Below are 21,831 nucleotides of genomic sequence, written 5' to 3' on the forward strand. Positions count from 1 at the left end.
AATCGGGCTTTTACGGGCAGCCCGCCCCCCACCTAACTTCTTTGGCTTCGGCTGAATTTTGAGGTGGAGGTCTTACTGCCCGGCAAATAGCGGGATAAACTTATTATCAATTTCCAAATACAATAGTTGTTAATCAACAAAAAAACTTCAATAATTAAGGTGCACAGTAAATTGACCTCAAAACAGTAATTACTACAATATCAGTTTTTACTTATTCTATAAAAAAGAAATATCACTTAATAATTATTACTTTATATCAATTTAGACATAAAACATTTTATTATATCGGCTTAAGTATTATGAAATTAAAATTACAAATAACACCAAAACTCTTTTAAGGGCTCGCACATCGTTCGTATCTGGTTGATTATCTTTTGATACCTATGTCATTAACACAACTAAAAAAGTTTATTACAAAGGAATCTGAGAGGTTTTTTCAATTTCGAAATTTATTTTTTTGTAAATTAAAGGAAAAATAATCCATATATACGGATTATTTTCTTAGTGTACTCTGTATTGACCTGTTAACTGTTTTTCAGCCATTCGAACTAAGCGTTTTGTAATCTCTCCACCGATCCGAACCATTTGCAGATGATGTGATGTATCAGGTCCCAGTGTGACTCCTAGTTCAAAAGCAATTTTATACTTCATTTGCTCAATAGTACTTGTAGTAGCAGAAATAAGAATTTCATTTGTATTACTTTCGCATCTTTGAATATTTATAAATAACATGTACCTAATTATGCTATTTATGCATGAGTAACCTAATTTATTCCAGTATTTTTATAGAAACCCTTTCCTTCCCCTTATTCCACCAATTAAATTTGAAAAACAAATGTACATTGCATTTCAATATAACAATAAAAGCTACAAAAGCAACGAATTTACTATTTTAAAGTTAAGTGTTTAACCTTGAAGTACTTAAATTCTTTTTTCCAGATAAAGCATACATTATATCTTGATGTTTTATTGTCCTTTTATAATTATGTGGTATCGGGAATTTATTTCGGTGTTCTTTTATTATAATTAAAGTTTGAAGTTCTATGTTCAATACTTTTGCGAGGACATGATAGTTATATCCATTGTTTAACAGAGAAATTATGTCATAAAACATAGTTTTTCCACCCACTAATTTTACTAATTTATTCTTTAACTCATCCCCTTTTTCTTTAGCTTCATCAATTTCTAACAACATAGATTTTTTATTTGTCTGCTTAATGTATTGAGTATACAACTCTGGGAATTCTTTTTGTACTTCTTTGTTTAATACTGGTTTATATTTAATCATATAAGTAACTTGTAACAATGAGCGTTTTAACAAACTATCTTCAATGAGATACGCTACTTTATTAAATAAATGGACATATTCCTCAATATTGGAATAACTATTAAAATGAGCTAATACTCTACTTTTTATACTAAAAGCCTTGCCTACATAAATAATATTGTCATTATAATCTTTAATGAAATAAATACCACTGTCAGATTTTTTCAATTTATTATCTAATTCTTCTATACTCATAAAATGCAATTCACTCATACTTCTCTCTCCTTAGCAGTTTTAAATCGTAAAAAACAAGCAAGGTTTCTAAAAAAGTACTTAGCTGCCCTAGCATCTCTTATTTTATCTCTTGCTAAATGTCAAAAAACTGTTTCTATGTTCCTCAACTATCAATATGATTATTAATAAAATTTTCTATCGTTATTATCTCGCAATTTTATCATGTAATTTCGAGATCGTTTCCTCATTTAAATTACTGTGTTTTATCGAATAAAGGAAATATATTACTACCCCAATAGTAATCCAAATACTAAAGTACACCCATGTCCTTAACGGTAAATTTAGCATTAAAAACACACAGCATACAATTGCAACGCATGGTAATACAGGTACAAAAGGTACCATAAATCCACGTTTTAAATTTGGGTGTGATTTACGTAGAATAATAACTGATAGACAAACTAACGCAAACGTCACCAAACTACCGATATTAACTAAATTAACTAATTCTTTCAAATCAATAAACCCAGCTATTATAGAGCTCCCTATTCCTGCCAATCCAGTTATAAAAGTGGGTGCTCCAGTTTTCTTATTAACTTTCGCAAATGATTTCGGTAACAATCCATCACGACTCATTGCAAAGAATACTCGTGTTGCCGCATACATATTGGAAAAAATAACAGCCATAAGGCCAATTACAGCACCTGCAGCAATTGCACCAGCGACTTTTCCTTGTCCTACAACTTCCATTACATAAGCCATCGCCTCAGGAACATTTAATTCTTTATAGGAAACCATTCCTGTCATAACAAGACATACCATAACATAAATAATTGTACATATGATTAATGATGCAATAATACCGATCGGAAGATTACGTTTCGGATCTTTTACTTCTTCTGCTGAAGTTGCTAATATATCAAAACCCGTAAAAGCGAATAAAATAGCTGCTCCACCCGTAAAAACTCCACTTAAACCGTATGGTGCAATTGGTATCCAGTTTATTGGTTTTACATAGAATATACCAACCGTAATAAACAACAAAATCATTCCAATTTTAATCAATACCATTGTATTATTGATTCGTTTACTTTCTCTCGTACCACGGGATAACATCCATGCTAATATCAATGTAATGATTACTGCTGGTAGATTCACAATACCACCATGCGAAGGAATCGTTACTAGAGCTTTAGGTATCTCTAATCCAAATCCCTTTATTAAATTGTGGAAATAGCCTGTCCATCCAGCAGCGACAGCCGCTGTTGCCACGATATATATTAATAGCAATGACCAACCTACTAGATGAGCAACAAACTCACCAATTGTTGCATATGAGTATGTATATACACTACCAGACGCCGGGAGTGTAGAAGCAATTTCCGCGTAACATAATGCTATAAATCCACATATAATTGCTGCAAGTATAAATGAAAAAACAACTGCTGGGCCAGCATTTCTTGCTGCTACTAATCCAGTTAACACAAGAACGCCCGTTCCAACTATCGAGCCTACCCCTAACATAATTAAATCAAATGCTCCTAATGTTTTCGTTAAAGTCTTGCTTTGATTATGCTCTAACAATTGTGTAACGGATTTCTTTTTTAGTAAATTACTCATATTTTCTGTATCCCCTTTAAAATAAGGTTTATTCTTCTCGTTAGTGTTGTATATAAATTTACTTAGTTATTAACTAGCCTCATAATATTTCTTTTACATTAAATAGATTTAAAATATTATATAAATTCGCTTCTCACTTACTAGTTAAACTAGACATTTCCATAGATTTTTGCGTACAACGTTTCATAGCTGAAATGATAGCTGTTCTTAAACCTTTTTCTTCTAGCGTTACTACAGCCTCTATCGTCGTTCCACCTGGAGAACAAACCATATCCTTCAATTCACCTGGATGTATTCCTGTTTCCAATACCATTTTTGCAGAACCTAATACAGCCTGAGCCGCAAATTTATAAGCTTGTTTTCTCGGCATACCGCCAAGTACAGCAGCATCTGCCATGGCTTCTATAAACATATACACATATGCTGGAGAAGAACCACTAATAGATGTAACAACATCCATTAGTTTTTCATTTATGACCTCCGTCTGGCCGAAAATATTAAATATGTTCAGTACCTCTTTTATATCTTTTTCTGTAACCATTTCATTAAAACATAACGCAGACATTCCTTCTCCAACAAGTGCCGGTGTATTAGGCATTACTCTAACAACTTTTAACTTTCTACCAAATTCATTCTCAGTGCTCTTAATACTTTTCCCTGCAGCAATAGTTACAACGATTACATCATTTTTTATTTGATCTTTTATTTGGTTAATTACCGATGAGTATAAATCTGGTTTGATTGATAAAATTAAAATGTCAGCGCTGTTAGCGACTTCATTGTTGTTAGTAGTTATAGTTATGCCATATTCATTACTAGCATTTTTTAAATTAATGACATTTAAATCTGAACAAATTATTTGATCTGGAGAAACTATATTTTTTTTAATCATCCCACCTATCATAGCAATACCCATGTTTCCACATCCGATGAATCCTATTTGTTTATTCATAATAATTTGCTCTTGCTCCTTCTACTCTAAATTTTATTGATCTTGAAATTATTATTCTAAATAAGGGCTATTACAATTACTTGGTTTATCAATAGAATTTCAAAATTCTCCTTCCTATATAGAGCTTACATATACCTCTAATAACTTCTTTGCTTTCGCTGAATTTTGAGGTGGAGGTCTTACTGCCCGGCAAATAGCGGGATAAAATCATTTCTTTAATCTATAATAAGAAGGACATAAAAAAACAAAAAGTTACAAAAATTTTCAAATTAAAACTTTTATAACTTTTTGTTTTGATGTAAATATAATTTCAATTAAAGTATCTCATCGTTTTAAACTTGACGCTCCATAATCTTGTATAGTTACATTTATATGATATTTAATCGGTACTTTACTAAATGTTTGATCCCAATCTTTTTTAACTTTCTCCCATGTTCTCGGGTGTTTAATTCTTAATTGGTTGCCAAAACCCGCAATATCGACTTGATATTCTTTTTGTATTTTTTTTGTAACATGATGTACTAAGTGCTTTACTTCTTTTTCAATAGCTTTTTCTTCCCTTTTTAAAAATTTATTTTTAAATTTTTTTCCTGATTGCATCCAATTTTCAGACAAACGTCCTTCTGATTCAATGTTTACATCAAAGGAAATATTATTTCCATTAACATGTGGTATGATTTTGCTTTTTATTGACTTTATTTCGTATATAATGAGTTTCTTTGATTCTTTATCAAAAGTTTTTACCACACCACCATTCCTTTTTCCATTTATCCATACTACTCCTTCCAATTCCTGTTCATTTAAAAAGCCCATCAACTTTTTTGTCTTCCCTTTAATTACAGCAGCTCCTGCAAATTTTGTTTCCCCTTTTATCGAGATTACATTTTGCAAAAGAAAACTGGACCCTGACCGCATCTTTCCTTCCAATTTAGCGAGCGATACAGGAGGTAAAATCCTTGTTGTTCTATTTCTATTATCTGCAATTCCAGACAAACGAAATGCTGGGATTTCTCCTTTTTTGTTTGATTCCAGTACCTCCTTCGCTAGACCCTTGCTAATTAAGAGCATACAGCTAAGCCGAACTTCATTGTCACGGAGATACTGTTCAAGTAATTGTTCTAAACTGAATGTACGTACAAGACTATCACTAATAACAATGTTTTTTAAATGTGGGCTGAACATTGTGCTCTCTCTTTTCAATGAAAACTCACGAACAATTTGATGAATGGAATCACCGGTCTCAGAAACATTTATATAACGTTTTTGTTGTCCATTTCCTTTACTTTGTGCTTGCGAACTAACAATTTGATAAGTAGCTGTTATAAGATTTCTTTTAGGATAACCTCCTTCCTCATCCTCTTTCTCAATTGTTGAATCCTTCCCTTTATCTAGTGCTATACCTGCAGTTAAACTCAACTCTTCTACTTCTTTACTGCTCCAACATCCTGTTAAAAATAGAAGCAAAAGCGTCCATAACAAAGTCAAATAGAACCGCATATAATTAAATTTATTTTTCACACTACTCCTCCTTTTAATCGCGTAATAATAAGAAGAAGCAGTGGCAGTAAACCAAATAAAAATAAAGCAGCATTACCGAGCATATCCCCCAATTTAAGCAAGTCATTTATATTTTTCGAAGTCATAGCAATGATGTAAATGATTGGAATCAAAGCAAAAATAAACGGATGAATTCTCTTTTTAAAGAGTTGTGCTAATCCTAATGCAGCTGCATAATAACTAATCGTATAGGTAGCAAATATTTGCATAATCCATATTACAAGCAATAAAGATTCAAAACGTTCAAATATCAATCCAGAAATTTCAAAACTGCGCATAAGATCAATTGTCGGCCATGTTCTTGTTACAACCCCATCAATTGATAATGCACCAATGACCATTACAACAGTTATTACATAAAAGATTAACGGAATAGAAATTCCAACTAAAATAGCTTTTACTGCTTTATTTCGTTGTTCCATAAATACCAAAAGAATTAACATAATTTCAGGACCTGTATATGCGAGAGACGTTGTTTTTATCCCATCTAATACTGGTTTAATTCCCAAACCTAATACGGGACGGAGATTATCTATCTCGAATATTCCGATGCTCATAAAGGAAATGATTAAAAAAATAAAAACAGTAATAGGAAATATTATTTCAAACATCCGTGCAATTGAATTAATACCACTCATAATCAAATAGAGACCTATCCACATAAAAGGCATAACAATAGCCCATGTGGGGGTTCCTTCGAGCAAAAAAAAGCTTATTACTTCTGCCATTGAACGAATTTGAAATGCTGAAGTTGTAAGAAAATACCCTATAATAAGAAAACTAAGTAATCTGCCTATCCATTTCCCTACAATATCTTGACTGTATTGGTAAAATGTTTTTTCTGGAAACTGCTGACTTAATTTGACCATAATTACTCCTGAAACCATTGCCAGTATTCCACCTAATATCACACTTATCCATACATCTGGTGTTTTCACTTTTTCCACAGATGCTCTGGGCAGAGTGAGAATTCCTGTCCCAAGTATGTAATTTACAATAATAACAACTGCCTGTGAAGTTGTTATTCGGTCTTTAAGTTTAGTAATCACTGAAGGCCACTTCCTTTCGTCATCAGCTACCTTTTGCGGATATTTTTTTTGGTATGCATTATTTTCGGTCGACGTCTCATTATTTTTAATGGCATGCGAACCATAAAATCTTTCCAGTCACTGAATTGATATGGAACAGCAGGACTGGTATAAGGAACGCCAAAACTTTTCAGTTTCACTAAATGACTGCAAAGTAAAAGAAAGAAGAGAATAACTCCATACAAACCAAATATCGCAGCACAAAACATAGCTACAAAACGAAGAATGCGTAACGTAATTCCTACACTATATTGCGGAATAGTAAAAGAAGAAATAGCTGTTACCGCAACAACGATAACCATTATTGGACTAACAATTCCTGCTTCTACGGCAGCCTGACCAATTATTAAACCGCCCACAATTCCCATTGCAGGTCCAATTGGTTTAGGCAGACGTAAACCTGCTTCTCGCAAAACTTCGATAGCTACTTCCATAATTAACGCTTCTATTAAAGCGGGAAAAGGGACTCCTTCTCGCGATCCGATAATAGAAATAGCGAGCTTAGTGGGAATTAATCCTGGATGAAATGAAATAAAAGAAATATACAGTGCTGGAGCAAATAATGAAACAAAAGCTGTCATGAAGCGTAATAAGCGGAGAAGCGTACCAGGAAGCCACCTTTCATAATAATCTTCTGGTGATTGCAGCAGCATACTAAATGTAACTGGAGCAATTAAAACAAATGGTGTTCCATCTAACAAAATAGCTACTCGACCTTCCATTAAAGCACTAATAACACGATCAGGTCGTTCTGTATTTTGAATCTGCGGAAAAGGACTGAGATAATTATCTTCAATAAGTTGCTCTATATAACCAGATTCGAGTACACTGTCTATGTCAATTTTCTGAATTCTGTTTTTTATTTCATCCACCAATTCTGTACTAGCAAGATCTTTAATAAATGCGACAACTAACTCTTTCTTTGCACGTTCTCCTACTGGTAGCTTTACTAATGATAAGTTCTCATCCGCACAGTGTCGTCGCAAAAGTGAGGTATTATCACTCAATACTTCAGTAAAACCGACCCGTGGCCCTCTGACTAATGCCTCCGATACTGGTTCTTCAATATTTCGTTTATTTGCTTTTGTTGTACCAAGAATAAACACATCTGCTAAACCATCAATTAAAAGAGCTGTTGAACCTATCAATACTTTGGGTATTAAATCTTTTATGTAATGGACTTCTGCTACTTCACTAATTGTAAGAACTTTATTTTTAATATATTCTTTTGAAACAGTCCCCTCCACATAAGAAGATTCATTTTTATATTCATCAGAAAAATCATCCATTAGTAATTTCATAATATGTTTGTCAATTATCTCTTTATCTGATAGGCCATCAACAAAAACGATCCCAGCCTGAATATCTGTGCGTCCAATATTAAACTTCCGAAAGCGAACATCAGAATTATGTCCGATTTGTTGCTTTATAAGTTCTAAGTTAGAGGCAAAATCATTTGTGAAATGAACGATTGCATTTTGAGATGGTTTATGCTCTTGTTTCATTTTACTTTGAATATTATTTTTTTTCACTTGTTTGTCTCTTGACTTCCACCAACTCATTCTTCCCACTCTTTCTCTGACATACGAACCCAATGAAAAAATCTTGAGATAGTATACGGAATTAAAAACAAGATAAAAGCTTGTACAAAGACTTTCCAATCTGGAAGATAAGAAGTAATTATGTTCCACATTTTTATCACCCAATTTATATACTCTGCTAGGATTGAGATTTCTAAAAAACGATATGTACTTAATAAAAAATAACTATAAGATTAAAGAGCAGAAAAGCGAGACATTATGCTTATTTAGTACAAATAACCTAATTAGTATAAAAACATTTCTGACCTAAAATACCATTTCCAATTATAATTTGTTAAATATTATCTCCTTTTCCCTTATTTATATGCCCGCATTTGAATTTCAAATAATATAAGGATCAATGATATTTCCTCTTAAAGAAAAAAAGATGCTAGAAGATAGCATCTTTTTTTAAATTCAACTTACTATGTAGTTATATTTTATTTTGGAAATACTCGTTTTTAAATGAATATTAATGTGTAAAAAATACATATTCTTTTGTTCTAAGTTCATACACTTCTACCAAATCGATACGGAATTTTCTGATTTTAAAACTAATATGAAATAAAGGAGAATAAAAAGAAAAACTATTATCAATCTATCAATTGAAAATAATACTTAGCAAGAGTTTATCATCTTAACTCCAAGTGTATTCGTTTTGCTTCAAAATAAAGAACTTGAATAAATTTTTTCGTATCAATACGAGCAGGTAATGTTGGTTCATTATTCAATTCTGTCATCTTTCTCCTTACGGTAGTAAAATCAAAAAATCTAGAAGCATAATTTTCGAACTTCGGGTTTAAAAAATCAGTAAGTCCAAGGGATGCTAAATGGTTTAATGATTGATAAATTGCTCTCCGAATCCGTTGTTTGGAAGCTTCTATGAACCTTTTTAATTCGGCATCTTCAGCTGAATCCCCAAGTTTTTTTTGAGCCAAATTCATAAAAATCTCTTTTAGTGAGGGAAAGCCTTGTTCCAACGTGTTATCTTGTTCATATTTATATAAATAATCTAGCATATCCATTAAATCTTTACTTCCACTTTCACTGGCTATTCCTAATTCAGACAAAAGAAAATGAATGGAATTTTGAAAATGATTAAAAGTATTTAAATGTTTTTCATTACGGTATTTTTCTTGCGTACTTGAATTACTATCCAATTTTAGTACCATATTAAGCGATTCTTGAATGTTTTTTATCGATTTTTCCAAACGAATTCGTTCAATGACTTTCCGAACAACTGTTAATACTTCAATCCGGTTAATTGGCTTAATAATATAGTATTCAACACCAAGCGAATAAGCTTCAGCAATTAATTCTTTTGATTCTACTTGAGAGACCATGATGATTTTCCCTTTAAACGAAGGTTTTATTTGACGGATTGTTTTTATTCCATCTTGAATCGGCATTAACAAATCAATAAATAAAATGTCTATATTTTTAAGGATTAGCATTTGTTGCTCTAAAGTTAAACCATCCTCAGCTTCTCCTATAACCTCCCCAAGGTCTTCATCCTCGATAATTTGAGCCAACATTGAGCGAACCGCTTTTTCATCATCTACTATATAAAAATACATAGAATCACCCTTTCGAAATTATATGATCAATCCCTAATCTAATTATAAAAATTGATCCTTTTCCTTCGGTTCTGTCCTCAAGCGTAACATCACCTTCAAGTTGTTCGACCATTTCTTTAACATACGATAATCCGATACCTGTCGATGGGTTGCCTAAATCATCATATTTAGAAGTAAACCCAGGCTCAAAAATTGAATCTTTATATTTTGAAGAAATACCAGGACCATTATCGCCTATTTGAAATTCAACAAAATGGTGGTCTTTATTAATGTCAATTGTGATGGTTCCCATACCTTGGATAGCTTCTACAGCGTTTGTAACGATATTATTTATAATAGATAAGATTGTGTAAATATGATAATGAGAATGCACACCATCAATTTTATACACAAATTGGATGTCTTTCTCTAGCAACCGTGCATATTTCGTATTTGCCCGTATAATGATATTTACTAGTTCATGTACAGACATATAATCTGTAAAACTTTCATCAGAAATTAGTTTTGAAAGTCCAGCAAAAATACGTTGGTTATCCTTTTTAACGTCATGGACCTCACCAGCAATTTGTAATGCCTGTTGCCTTAAATCCCCAAACTGAAAATCCATCTGTTTGTGCTCAAAAGAGTCTAAGGTTTTATATAAATCATAGGATTTTTTTGTTATATTCTCAGCATCTTGTAATGTTTTTTTTAAATGAACAGCATCTTCATATAAATTAGAGATAAGCATGAGCATGTGTTCATTTTGCTTCTTTATATGTCTCTCCCTTGATTGCGCTTCATACAATTTCATCATATTGAAAAAGCTTAGAACTATAAAACTATGGGAACATGCGATAACAATAATCTCATTTATTGCCTCGGATGTGATCGATGTTTTTAATACGAAATATTGAATCATTAATTCCACACAGTCTGACAGTATTTCAATCATGCAACCAATAAAACCAATCATTAGTGGTTGATGATAAAAACGTTTGATTTTTGCTAAATGAAAGAGATACGAATAAGTAAAATAAAAGAAAAAACTAGGATAGTGAGTATGAAAAGCGGCTAGCCAATCCATATTTCCCTTTATAATGACATCCATTGAGATACGAAATACTACAACGACTATCGCTGTTAAAAAACCCGGTAAAAATGCTGGAATTCGTCGAAACAATAACAAAAAAAAGAAAAATGTTGGTGCGCCAAAGCTCATTCTAAATGTTTCATTTAAAGGAAATGACTTTATTTCACCTACTAAGGGTACTGTAAGTATCATTAAAACGAGAATATAGATGTCTTTTTTTACTAAATTACTAAGATTCAAAATAATCACTTCTCACTTTCGCCTAACAGTCAGTATACAAACCTATTTGCATTAATACAATACTTACTCTATTTTTTTCAAAAACTGATAAATAAGATATAAACGAAAGCATTATAGATTGTGAGTATTCATTACACCCTTCTACTTTAGAAAGATACTTTATAACTCAAAAATGTTCAGACACAATATAAGGTCTGAACACTTTTGGACTCGCTCTAACACCAAAATATCTGTGCTCCTTTTTAAAATATACTTAAATCCCATTCTTTTGCAATATGTTCTAACAACATAATTCCTGGTAAACTATTCCCATATTCATCAATGGCTGGTCCGTAAATACCAATACCACATCCATCTTGGAACGATAAATCCTTCCTAGATTTTGAGGGAACAAGTGTCATAATTCCACCGGATACCCCACTCTTAGCTGGTAATCCAATGAAAGCAGCAAATTTTCCAGAAGCATTGTACATTCCACAAGTTAGCATTAAAGCTTTTGTTAACCTAGCTACTTCTTTAGGGAGCACTTGTTCTTTGCGAATAGGATGATATCCATCATGTGCTAGTATAAGCCCTATTAAGGCAATATCTTCTGTATTTATTTCAATCGAACATTGTTTTAGGTAAACCTCTAGTGTCTCCTCCACATCTGATTCTAGAAAACCATTCTCCTTTAAATAGTATGCTAATGCTCTATTACGATGAGCCGTTTCCCATTCTGATTGAAATACTATTTCATTAATAGCGGGACGCTTCTCTATCATTTTTTCAATTAATACGTATAGAGATTCTAATTTTTCTTGCACCGATGTCCCTGGCAAAAGTGAAGCTATCGTAATCGCTCCAGCATTGATCATAGGATTAAAAGGTTTTCCTGGTTTATGTATCTCTAAACGAATAATTGAATTAAAGGCATCTCCAGTTGGCTCTACGTCAACTCGTTCTAATACATAAGAAATACCGCGACTTAAACAAGCGGCTATAAAACCGATTACTTTTGATATACTTTGTAATGTGAAAGGTATCTCCCAATCTCCTGATTTTATCATTGTTCCATCTGGCTTTACTATACAAATACCTAACTGCGATACATTTATTTCCCCCAGAGCGGGAATATAACTGGCGCTTCGTCCCTTAGCTGCATACGCTCGATAATGAGCTACCCATTGATCTAAGCAAACTTTTTCTTGACCCTCAACTTGAACGCTAGAATCCTTTATCATTTAATCATATTCCCCCGTACTATTAACTTTATATAGAATGATTTTTTCTTTACTATAATCAATAATATTTGCACTAGAACCAAGAAAAATATTCAGACATATTGCAGTCTGAATATCCTTCTTATTACACACTTTTCTTTTTTGAAGTTTTCTCATAACTATCCCAACATTCAATATTTTCAAGCCCTTTAATGTTTTCTTTATAAAAAACAGGATCTTTACCAGCTTTTTTCTGGTTTATATAATCTTGTAACGCCGCAAATGCTACTTTTGAAAGTAAGGTAATAGCAATTAAATTAATAATAACCATAAAGCCCATAAATAAGTCCGCTAAATCCCATACAATTTGAATCTTTGCAACAGAACCAAATACAATCATAGCCAACACACTTATTCTGTATATCATTAACCACACTTTACTTGTATGTAAGAAGCGAATATTTGTTTCACCATAATAATAGTTGCCAATTAACGCACCAAATCCAAATAAAAAAACAAAGATAGCAAGACAACCCGATGCCCAAGGACCTATGTGTTCACTTAGTGCTGCTTGTGTAAGTGCAATACCATTTAACCCCGGTTGTTTATATGCATCAGACAGCAAAATAATAAAGGCAGTGCTAGTACAAATGATCAGTGTATCCGTTAATACACCAAATGCTTGAATCAGTCCTTGTTTCACCGGATGACTTGTTGTTGCTGTTGCGGCAACGTTTGGTGCACTTCCCATACCAGCTTCATTTGAGAATAAACCGCGTTTAACTCCATTCATAAGTGCTGCACCAATTGAACCGCCTACTATTTGTTTAAAACCAAATGCGTTTTGAACAATAAGAGAAAGAACTTCCGGCATTTTTGATATGTTGGTAACTACAACAAATAATGCAACTCCAATGTATAATACCGCTAAAAATACCACCTTGTATTCAGCCATTTTTGCAATACGTTGTACACCACCAAAAATAATCGCAGCGAAAGCAATAGCCATGATTATCCCAACTGTTAGACGATCTGTACCAAATGAGTTTTGAAAAGCAATTGTAACTGTATTTGATTGTACTGAATTGAATACAAGACCAAAAGTAATTGTGATTAAAATAGAGAATAATACTCCCATCCAACGTTTATTCAACCCTTTTTCCATATAATAGGATGGACCACCGCGGAAACCAGTTTTATCTTTTACTTTATATATCTGTGCTAATGTGCTTTCGACAAAACTGGAGGCCGAGCTAATAATAGAAATAATCCACATCCAAAATACAGCTCCAGGACCACCTAATGCAATTGCAATCGCAATTCCTGTGATATTCCCTGTTCCAACGCGGGCTGCCATACCAATACAAAACGCTTGAAAAGGAGAGATTTGATCTTTAGAACCACTTTTCCCCTCCATTAATACACGGACCATCTCTTTTAACATTCGAAACTGTACAAAATTCAATTTAAATGTAAAATAAATTCCGCAAATAACAAGCATAATAATTAACAATTTAGACCATAAAAAATCATTTGTTGATCCGACTAACTCTACAAAAAATCTTTCCATATTATCACTCCATACCAAAAATTTATCTATCATAATCTATATAAAATCACCTATATTCCTTGGCATAAATACCTCATTCATATTCAAATACAACAAGGATAAAAATTTTCTATATTAATAGAATTGGCCTGTTTAAACAAACATCGCAACACGCAACTACGAAACTGAATTTTCTAAAAACTTACCATTTATACACAAGATGCTCTATCCCCTTCTGCAAAACTAATATTCTTATCCACTAATGTTGTTGTACTATTATGTTTGTTTTGTTTACCGGTGATTTACATTTTAATCATAATAATCAATAGTGATTAACTGGTTTTTTGTTAATTTTCTTAAGAACATGGAAATATCTCCTTTCTTACTACTAATCTCAAAAATAGGCTAGGTAAAAATTTCACGAAAAATCTATAAAGCGCTTTCAATCTTTAACTAAGAGAAGTTTGTCTTTAATTTATAATTAAAAGTACAGAATGTTACGAAAAAGTACAGATTTTTATAAAAACAAAAAATTTTTTAAGATTTTTCATCTAAAAAAACAGTGAGATTTTGTGAATTTTATACAGTATCCAAACGTCGCAGATTTTGTTCTATCTATCCTTTGACAAGTCTCTATTTTCTTCATATAAACATGCATACTTTTTCTCTTTTAGAAGTTCATATAAATTATTTAAAATCAAGAATCAACGGAATATTATAGGAATATTTAAAAAATAAAACATTTAATTTATTTATGGTATCATACAAAAAACATTTGTTTTCTCAATTAATCCCCCTAGTTGGATTCGTCTATATTGCACATATTTACAACATGAAAGACACTAAGAAAAAAAGGATTTTGTTGAAGGGATGAAACATTACAAAACTCTTATTTAGGACCTTATGTCATCCTCTTTTCTAGCAATATCGAGTTATCCCAAAAAACGTATATTTACTAACATAAATTACAGGTGGTGTATTGTGAAAGAAATAGTATTTGTTCAAAATAAAAAAAGACTCCTTATGAAATTCGAATTTTTAAAAAAGGATTTAGTACTTACCATTTCACTGATACTAGCAATTGTCAGCTGCTTAATACATTCGCCAAAGATCGAATATATTAACTTTGAAGTGTTAATTAGCTTATTTAATCTGATGGTAGCCATTAAGGCCTTGGAACAGCTAAAGATATTAGACAAACTTGCCGTTGCGATTTTAAATAAATGCAATAACAGCAGGTCAATATCTATTATTCTAATTTTGTTATGCTTTATTTGCTCCATGTTTGTAACAAATGATGTCGCTCTCCTCACTTTTGTACCAATAACACTTGTCATTAGTAAAAAAACACAAATGAACATGATGGATACAATCATCCTGCAGACAATTGCGGCAAACATCGGTAGTAGCTTGATGCCTATGGGAAACCCACAAAATTTATACCTATATTCTTACTATGGAATTAAGCTCATCCCATTTTTAGGTTCAATCCTGCTTTTAGCTGTACTTGGAATTAGTTTGTTATTTATATTTACTCAAAAACTTCAAAAAACAGATTTGAAAATAGAACTACCTGTTATTACCGTGAAAAATCAAAAAAAAGCTACCGTCTGGATTTTGATACTTATTACTATCATTGCATCTATTTTTGGTGTTATTAATTATTACATTGCGCTAATAGTCACACTGATAGCAGCATTTACGTTAGATAGAAACTTACTATTTAAGATCGATTACTTTCTTCTAATAACCTTTGTCTGTTTTTTTATTTTTATCGGAAACATTTCCCATTCCGATGCACTGGGGACATTTGCTCGCGCTAATTTAAGAGGAGATACTTCAGTCTTCTTTAGTTCCATATTTTTGAGTCAATTGATTAGCAATTTTCCTACTTCAATTCTTCTATCAAACTTTACTTCTGATTGGAAAGCTTTATTACTAGGAGTAAATATTGGAGGGCTTGGAACAATTATCGCATCTTTAGCCAGTGTAATCTCCTATAAACTATTCATTCAGGCCAATGTTAAAGAGAGTAAGGCGTATTTAATTAAATTTAGCATTTACAACTTTGCATTTTTAATCATACTTACATGTATACAATACTTTATCTTTAAATTTCTAAAAATTTTTTAAAAAATTGATTCCTTTAGAAAAACCCAAATTTCTCAGCATTAAATTGAGAAATTTGGGTTTTAATATAGGTATGTTTAAAGAGCTACAACAAAGTTACCATCAATTTAATATTTTGAGATGTTCTCACAGTGAAAATCTTTTAGCTTTTACGTTGTTTATTAGATTTCAGTTCATTTTTGAAGTCTTCTTCACAAAATCCTTAATGTCCCTCAATTTTTTCCCGCTAATATTATCTTTGATGGTTGAATCTAGTTCAATTTCTAATTTTGCAAATGCTGCTCCTACACAATTATAGATACTTAATCCCTCTATACTCTTTCAAGCGGTAATCCATTCCGATAGAAATTACAAATGACAAAATTTATCCGTTTTTCCTACTTGCTAAATTCAGCAAGTAAAATGTTTTTAAAAACTTCTGGGTTATTAAGGTTTAAACTGTTCGAATTGATAGCGAGTGTATGTTTACCTCCAAGTGTTCCACCAGCAAAAGTGGAAAACCCTGGAACGGCCCCCCTGTGTCCCCATACCGAGACACCGTTCGGAAGCTTAATTTCAAGTATTCCAAGACCATATCCGGTTCCCTCTCTATTTGTAGGAACTGTAGTAAGCATTTGTTTTAACTGCTGTTCCTTCAGTAATTTGCCACCTAGTAAGCAAGAGAAGAATTTGTTTAAGTCGTCAGCAGTAGAAATCATATCTCCATCCGAGCTACCTGGGTTAATATAAGTAACATCTTTTAGCTCACTCGCTCCGTCTAGTTGCAAATAGCCACGGGCATGCTTGGTGCCTGGAATCACGCTTGAATTACCAGGTAGAAATGTATTTGACAAATCAAGCGGTTCAATAATCCGATTTTCAACCTCTTCCGCATAGCTGTTTCCTGTTACTTTTTCAATAAGGATTCCTAGTATTACATATCCTGTATTTGAATAAGACCAACCCTTTCCTGGGGCAAAGTCTGGGGGAAGTGAAATCCCCATCTTTACAAATTCTTCAGCCGTATACGATTTTTTTATATCCGTAATATCAAAGTCTTTTGAATTTATATAGTCAGCAATACCACTTGTATGATTCAATATTTGCCGGATCGTAATCTGGTTACCATCATATCCATTTCCTTGAATAACACCAGGTAACCATTTTTCAATGGAGTCGTCTAGATTCAAACGGTTCTCTCCAGATAATTGAAGTAGAACTGTTGCAATGAACGTTTTCGTCACACTGCCAATGCGAAAGCGAAAATCTGCTTTCATTGGTTTCTTAGTTTTCAGATCCGCTACCCCAGCTGTATAACTCCAAGTTTTACCCCCCTTAGAAATTTTAGCGAGTATTCCCGGGTATCCAAGTTGCAGTTCATCTCGCATTGCTTTCTTAACGGAAGTACGATCGCTTTGCGTACTTGTTTGTAACGAACTAGATACATTTTGCGTAGATTCTGCTTTTACAACTGATGTTGGTGTTATGTATAACAGGGAACTTCCACCTATTAAAAGTGCTAGACTTGCACATGTAATTTTACTGCGTGTTTTCATAAAAAATTCCTCTTTTCTATTTAAATTGTATTGATGGCTGATAGCTGTCTCATATACTAATCACACAGCTATCAACTCTCCCAATGATAAAAGTCAACACTGAATTTGCAATCAACGTACTAATCATTATTTTCACAAACACCATTGTGTTCTAACAATCTCTAAATCACTCTTTTTCCACATACATATTAACCATAGAAATTACTTCTTTTCCTTAAAACACTCTTGTTACTGATTATTTGTTTTATATGTAGGCCGTACTTGTTCCCCCCTTCATGCCTCCTTATATTTTTATCCTACACAATGAAAATCTCTTTTTTCTTACCTATTCCTTACAAATTCCTTACATACAAAATCACTTCTACAATAGGATTGAAGTAGCATCTGTGCCCGAAAGCGCAAAAAACACCGATGCTTTTCGCTTCAGTGTTTTTGCGCTTTACATATTGTAAGATTCGTTTTACTCTTAACAGGTTAAACTGCTGATTTTTTCTAATGCGATTATTCTTCTTGTTATATAAAACAAATTTCATTGTGTTATATGACACACTATGAAATTTGTCATTACGGCACATGATTCTAAATTTATTGATGTACTTGAGATGGACTCACTTTTTGAATTTGAACAAGTATATCAAACGCTTTACCTAATGATATATCAACAGTTTTTGGTATATCAGGCCCTTCGGTAGTTATTCCAGCGAAAATTGGATGTTGTTCGTTTAACCAAGTTTTTGTCACGCCGTTCGCCTTACGTAAATCAATAAAAAATTGATCTTTTTTGACCTGTCCAAAAATGTAGTTATAACTGTTTGGATCATCCGATTTTAATGTTCCATAGGGGCCAAATTCACCATTGCTATTCTTCACATTGTATTGTCCTTCATAAACTGACGTTCCAATAGATACGTACCGTTTTCCGTAATATTCTGCTAAATGCTGCCCTGCTACTTTAGGGTATATAAAAGAAAGCATATTTGTTTTCGAAACGTGTCCATTATGTCCCCATACAATGGTTTTTCCTAAATGTTCTTCAGTCCACTTCGCATTTTCATACAATGCAATATCATGTTTCAAATAAAAATCCGCTGGTTTATCAGGAGGTGTCGCTAACATTGTAGTAAACTGTTCAATAATACGAGCATTTTGCTTTATCCATACGAACTCTTTAGATTTCCCATTTAAATGACTTTTATTTTCCTCTAATAAAGCACTAATTTGTTTAGCATCTAAAACATACTTTTCTTTTTCTTCTTTCGTAAGGCTTTCAAAAGTATTCATATCCTTTGTTACAGGAATAAGCCCTTTTATCTTCTCTTCTACTCTAGGCAACAGTTTTGAATTGTTCGCTTTAATATATTCTATTATATTATTATAAACATTTTCGTTTACTGATTGAATGTCCATCCCGATGACACGTACTTTCGATTTATGTTTTGGATTAGCATTATATTGCCGAATCCAATCAAGTAAATCTAGCATTTCTTTCGTCTTAAATACAGGTGTTAGATGTTGGTTTGGGTTTCCCTTACCAGTAAGAACATATCGATCAAGTTCCAAGGCCCTGTCCCATCCCTCTTCTAAAACTAGATTGGTAAAGCCCTTTTCAGATACTAAATACTTAACAATGCGGTGTTTCATCGTAAAAACTTCATGAGCCCCATGCGTAGCTTCACCTAAACCTACAATTGAAGCTGCCCCTACCATATCCTTAAGTGGTTTCAAATCATTAAGAGATGCAGTTGGATTAGTTGTTTTTAAAGGCTTTGCATGTGCTTCTAACCATTTCGCTATTTGATTTGTATTATAGGGAGCTGTAACAGAAACCTCTGTTTTCGAATCTGCATAAGTATTTCCTACAAAATGAGTCATTGTTATAGCAGAAGCAACAATTGCAATAATTATTTTCTTTTTCATAAAAAACCTCCTGAAATATTTACTTATAGCTTTTTGACATACTCTGCCAACTTCCGTTTAAAACATTCATTTTCTTATTACTGTTAAGATACATTTATTCTAGTTCCTAAAACTCACTTATTTCTTAATAGGTTCTTAAGAAATTCTTAATTCACTTATACAAATATAAAACTAAATAAGCTTCAATTCATTGTATTGTAAATTCCTCATTGCATAACATTATAATGTACAGATATCCGTTATAAATGATGTTATCTAAAGTATTCAATTTCAGTATGTATTATTAACGTAGTTAATATATGGTTAATATGAAGTTCCAAATTTTGATTGTTTGTAGTCTCTTTATCATAGAGTTAATTTAGGGGTTATTTTTTGTTCACTTCATTTTTTTCGGCACTCTGCATCTAGACGGTATACCCATTGGCCACAGTTAGACTATTTCAAATCAAAAAAATAGATTACCTGCACACTAAAGAGTATAGCGCACAGGTAATCTAGTTGTTTTTGAGATTAATAAAAACCTAATTTATCTTTTGAATTCTTCCATCAATAATAGACTGAATTGGTTCTTTTGATTTTTTTATATAATCTACTAATGCTTCAAAATCAGTTGGTCCTGTTTCAGCATCTTTACCGTTTTTAAAGGATACAAATCCATCTCCCCCTGAAGCTAAAAATGCGTTAGCAACGACGCTGTAAGTTTTAGAAGGAATAATTTCTTCTCCATTCGTTAAGCGAATACTTGTTACTTTTTCTCCATTGGGCTTGTTCGCATCCCAAGTGTATTGGATTCCTGAAATTTGAAGCATTCTTGTTATGTCTTTTTGCCATTGTTGATTTAAAATATCACGAATGTCTTGACCTGTTAAATTTACTTTTATTAATTGATTTCCGAATGGTTGAATACCATATATCTCTCCCCATGTAATATCACCAGCATCTAAGTCATTACGAATACCACCAGGATTCATAAGTGCAATTTGGGATTGCATTGTTGTACGCTGGGCATCAGCAACTAAATTTCCAAGAGTAGATTCACCAGCCGTATTGAGTTTGCGATCTAGTGGCGCAATAGACTTACCTACAACTTCATTAACAAGAGGTGCGATTTTTGCTTGATATTTCTCCATCTTCTTCTTTATTTTTTTATCAGGCTCTATGCCTTCATGATAAGTTGTAACAATTTCTGCTTTTTTCTCAACAATATCTTGTGTTTTACGATCAATCTTTACATCAACATCAGCAAAAGCCATACCATATGAATTTGCTTGTACGACAAGTTTATTATTAACAGTTCCATTTACATAAGTGTGGCTATGGCCACCAAAAATAACATCGACTTCTGGATCAGTCTCATTTGCTAATCGGACGATATCACCATTTGTTACGCCGTTCCCATCTGTTATACCTCCGTTATGTGCAAGAACAACGATAGATTTAACGCCTAGTTTTTTTAATTGCTTTACGGATTTGTTAATAGCTTCAACTTCATCTGTAATTTCTACATTCTTTAGCATAGTAGGCATAACAAGGTTAGGAACATCCGTTGTTACGACTCCGATAAATCCAACAGGAACTCCTTGTACCTTTTTTATAGTGAATGGTGGTAAAAATAAACGACCGGTGGATTTATTATAGAAATTTGCAGCAACATATGGGAATTTTGCTCCTTTAAAATTCCCTGTTTTCTCATGGTATCCACCATAAATAAGGCGGTTCATTTCTTCAACACCTTCATCAAATTCATGATTCCCTATCGTTCCAACATCGAATTTCAAATCATTTAGAAATTCAATCGTAGGTTCGTCTTGTAATAATGCTGAAACAGGAGTACTTGCTCCAACAACATCTCCAGCATGTACCTTTAATGTATTCGGATTTTGTTTTTCACGATCACGTAAATAAGCCCCTAAGTACTCAATTCCCCCTGCATCTTTATTGTTAATTTTTTTTACAGTGTCTAGTTGCCCATGAAAATCGTTAATACCGAGCATTTGTACATCTATGTAGCGGTTTGATTCTGTACTTGCTTGGGCTGAAGGCATAGCAAATACACTAGTAAAAGTAACTGTACTTAATGCTAAAGCAACTGGAATGATTTTTTTCAACATAAAATTTCTCTCCCCTAATTAAAATCTGACATAATACGATGTTATTTTAATATATTAAGAGAATTATTTCTATAAAAATTCAACTAATTATAAAAATTAATAAGATTTTATTGTTTTCTGACAAAACATTTCTTTATTTTGAGGATTATTCAAAATATTATCTTGATAGTAATATAACAATACTTCTAAGAAATCTAAAA

The 21,831-nt window shown here is 32.6% G+C and carries 15 protein-coding genes and 1 pseudogene; 1 reads left to right on the forward strand and 15 read right to left on the reverse strand.

Annotation, left to right across the window (positions count from 1 at the left end; genetic code table 11):
- Positions 1–501: 501 nt before the first annotated feature.
- The 11 genes from HMPREF2590_RS01985 to HMPREF2590_RS02035 form a co-directional block, all read right to left on the reverse strand.
- Positions 502–732 carry an alpha/beta-type small acid-soluble spore protein gene (locus HMPREF2590_RS01985; RefSeq protein WP_000897398.1) on the reverse strand — a complete coding sequence of 77 codons (231 nt, stop codon included), beginning with the start codon at positions 730–732 and terminating at the stop codon, positions 502–504.
- Between the two features lie 166 nt (positions 733–898).
- Entirely contained in the window at positions 899–1,540 is a 642-nt protein-coding gene (locus HMPREF2590_RS01990; protein ID WP_001292158.1) for a GIY-YIG nuclease family protein, read from the reverse strand.
- 165 nt (positions 1,541–1,705) lie between these two features.
- The gene (locus HMPREF2590_RS01995) at positions 1,706–3,121 is read right to left on the reverse strand and encodes an amino acid permease (RefSeq protein WP_000067452.1); all 1,416 of its coding nucleotides are present in this window, start codon (positions 3,119–3,121) and stop codon (positions 1,706–1,708) included.
- A 133-nt stretch (positions 3,122–3,254) separates the two neighbouring features.
- On the reverse strand, positions 3,255–4,073 hold the full coding sequence (gene proC / locus HMPREF2590_RS02000; RefSeq protein ID WP_001041290.1) for a pyrroline-5-carboxylate reductase: 819 nt from the start codon (positions 4,071–4,073) through the stop codon (positions 3,255–3,257).
- 324 nt (positions 4,074–4,397) lie between these two features.
- Entirely contained in the window at positions 4,398–5,591 is a 1,194-nt protein-coding gene (locus HMPREF2590_RS02005; protein WP_000790801.1) for a Ger(x)C family spore germination protein, read from the reverse strand.
- Complete coding sequence (locus HMPREF2590_RS02010; RefSeq protein ID WP_000628927.1) at positions 5,588–6,679, reverse strand: spore germination protein; 1,092 nt, start codon at positions 6,677–6,679, stop codon at positions 5,588–5,590. Before HMPREF2590_RS02010 ends, HMPREF2590_RS02005 begins: the two co-directional genes overlap by 4 nt.
- 26 nt (positions 6,680–6,705) lie before the next feature.
- On the reverse strand, positions 6,706–8,280 hold the full coding sequence (locus HMPREF2590_RS02015; protein ID WP_050821956.1) for a spore germination protein: 1,575 nt from the start codon (positions 8,278–8,280) through the stop codon (positions 6,706–6,708).
- Between the two features lie 650 nt (positions 8,281–8,930).
- On the reverse strand, positions 8,931–9,875 hold the full coding sequence (locus tag HMPREF2590_RS02020; protein ID WP_050821957.1) for a response regulator: 945 nt from the start codon (positions 9,873–9,875) through the stop codon (positions 8,931–8,933).
- A 4-nt stretch (positions 9,876–9,879) separates the two neighbouring features.
- Positions 9,880–11,196 (reverse strand): sensor histidine kinase, encoded by a 1,317-nt coding sequence (locus tag HMPREF2590_RS02025; protein WP_000584794.1) that lies wholly within the window; start codon positions 11,194–11,196, stop codon positions 9,880–9,882.
- Positions 11,197–11,429: 233 nt separating this feature from the next.
- Positions 11,430–12,410: a glutaminase GlsA gene (gene glsA / locus HMPREF2590_RS02030; protein ID WP_000588648.1), complete on the reverse strand. Its 981-nt coding sequence runs from the start codon at positions 12,408–12,410 to the stop codon at positions 11,430–11,432.
- Positions 12,411–12,534: 124 nt separating this feature from the next.
- Complete coding sequence (locus tag HMPREF2590_RS02035) at positions 12,535–13,959, reverse strand: alanine/glycine:cation symporter family protein (protein WP_000439289.1); 1,425 nt, start codon at positions 13,957–13,959, stop codon at positions 12,535–12,537.
- A 960-nt stretch (positions 13,960–14,919) separates the two neighbouring features.
- Between HMPREF2590_RS02035 and HMPREF2590_RS02040 the strand changes: the two genes are divergently transcribed.
- A complete protein-coding gene (locus HMPREF2590_RS02040) occupies positions 14,920–16,071 on the forward strand; it encodes an anion transporter (RefSeq protein ID WP_000659281.1) in 1,152 nt (383 codons plus the stop codon).
- 165 nt (positions 16,072–16,236) lie between these two features.
- On the opposite strand, the pseudogene HMPREF2590_RS02045 reads toward HMPREF2590_RS02040, so the two are convergent.
- From HMPREF2590_RS02045 to HMPREF2590_RS02060, 4 genes and pseudogenes are all read right to left on the reverse strand, one after another.
- A pseudogene (locus tag HMPREF2590_RS02045) lies at positions 16,237–16,335 on the reverse strand (cytochrome P450); the annotation flags it as partial.
- Positions 16,336–16,445: 110 nt separating this feature from the next.
- The gene (locus HMPREF2590_RS02050) at positions 16,446–17,603 is read right to left on the reverse strand and encodes a serine hydrolase domain-containing protein (protein WP_050821959.1); all 1,158 of its coding nucleotides are present in this window, start codon (positions 17,601–17,603) and stop codon (positions 16,446–16,448) included.
- A 585-nt stretch (positions 17,604–18,188) separates the two neighbouring features.
- Positions 18,189–19,520 carry an erythromycin esterase family protein gene (locus HMPREF2590_RS02055; RefSeq protein WP_050821960.1) on the reverse strand — a complete coding sequence of 444 codons (1,332 nt, stop codon included), beginning with the start codon at positions 19,518–19,520 and terminating at the stop codon, positions 18,189–18,191.
- A gap of 521 nt (positions 19,521–20,041) precedes the next feature.
- A complete protein-coding gene (locus HMPREF2590_RS02060) occupies positions 20,042–21,631 on the reverse strand; it encodes a bifunctional metallophosphatase/5'-nucleotidase (protein ID WP_000913791.1) in 1,590 nt (529 codons plus the stop codon).
- Between the last annotated feature and the right edge of the window lie 200 nt (positions 21,632–21,831).

Source organism: Bacillus sp. HMSC036E02 (genome assembly GCF_001836235.1).
Taxonomy (GTDB): Bacteria; Bacillota; Bacilli; order Bacillales; family Bacillaceae_G; genus Bacillus_A; species Bacillus_A cereus.

Excerpts from the sequence above, each read along its gene's own strand:
- HMPREF2590_RS01985 (WP_000897398.1), bottom strand. The coding sequence starts at position 732 with ATGTTATTTATAAATATTCAAAGATGCGAAAGTAATACAAATGAAATT.
- HMPREF2590_RS01990 (WP_001292158.1), bottom strand. The coding sequence starts at position 1,540 with ATGAGTGAATTGCATTTTATGAGTATAGAAGAATTAGATAATAAATTG.
- HMPREF2590_RS01995 (WP_000067452.1), bottom strand. The coding sequence starts at position 3,121 with ATGAGTAATTTACTAAAAAAGAAATCCGTTACACAATTGTTAGAGCAT.
- proC (WP_001041290.1), bottom strand. The coding sequence starts at position 4,073 with ATGAATAAACAAATAGGATTCATCGGATGTGGAAACATGGGTATTGCT.
- HMPREF2590_RS02015 (WP_050821956.1), bottom strand. The coding sequence starts at position 8,280 with ATGAGTTGGTGGAAGTCAAGAGACAAACAAGTGAAAAAAAATAATATT.
- HMPREF2590_RS02020 (WP_050821957.1), bottom strand. The coding sequence starts at position 9,875 with ATGTATTTTTATATAGTAGATGATGAAAAAGCGGTTCGCTCAATGTTG.
- glsA (WP_000588648.1), bottom strand. The coding sequence starts at position 12,410 with ATGATAAAGGATTCTAGCGTTCAAGTTGAGGGTCAAGAAAAAGTTTGC.
- HMPREF2590_RS02035 (WP_000439289.1), bottom strand. The coding sequence starts at position 13,959 with ATGGAAAGATTTTTTGTAGAGTTAGTCGGATCAACAAATGATTTTTTA.
- HMPREF2590_RS02050 (WP_050821959.1), bottom strand. The coding sequence starts at position 17,603 with ATGAAAACACGCAGTAAAATTACATGTGCAAGTCTAGCACTTTTAATA.
- HMPREF2590_RS02055 (WP_050821960.1), bottom strand. The coding sequence starts at position 19,520 with ATGAAAAAGAAAATAATTATTGCAATTGTTGCTTCTGCTATAACAATG.
- HMPREF2590_RS02060 (WP_000913791.1), bottom strand. The coding sequence starts at position 21,631 with ATGTTGAAAAAAATCATTCCAGTTGCTTTAGCATTAAGTACAGTTACT.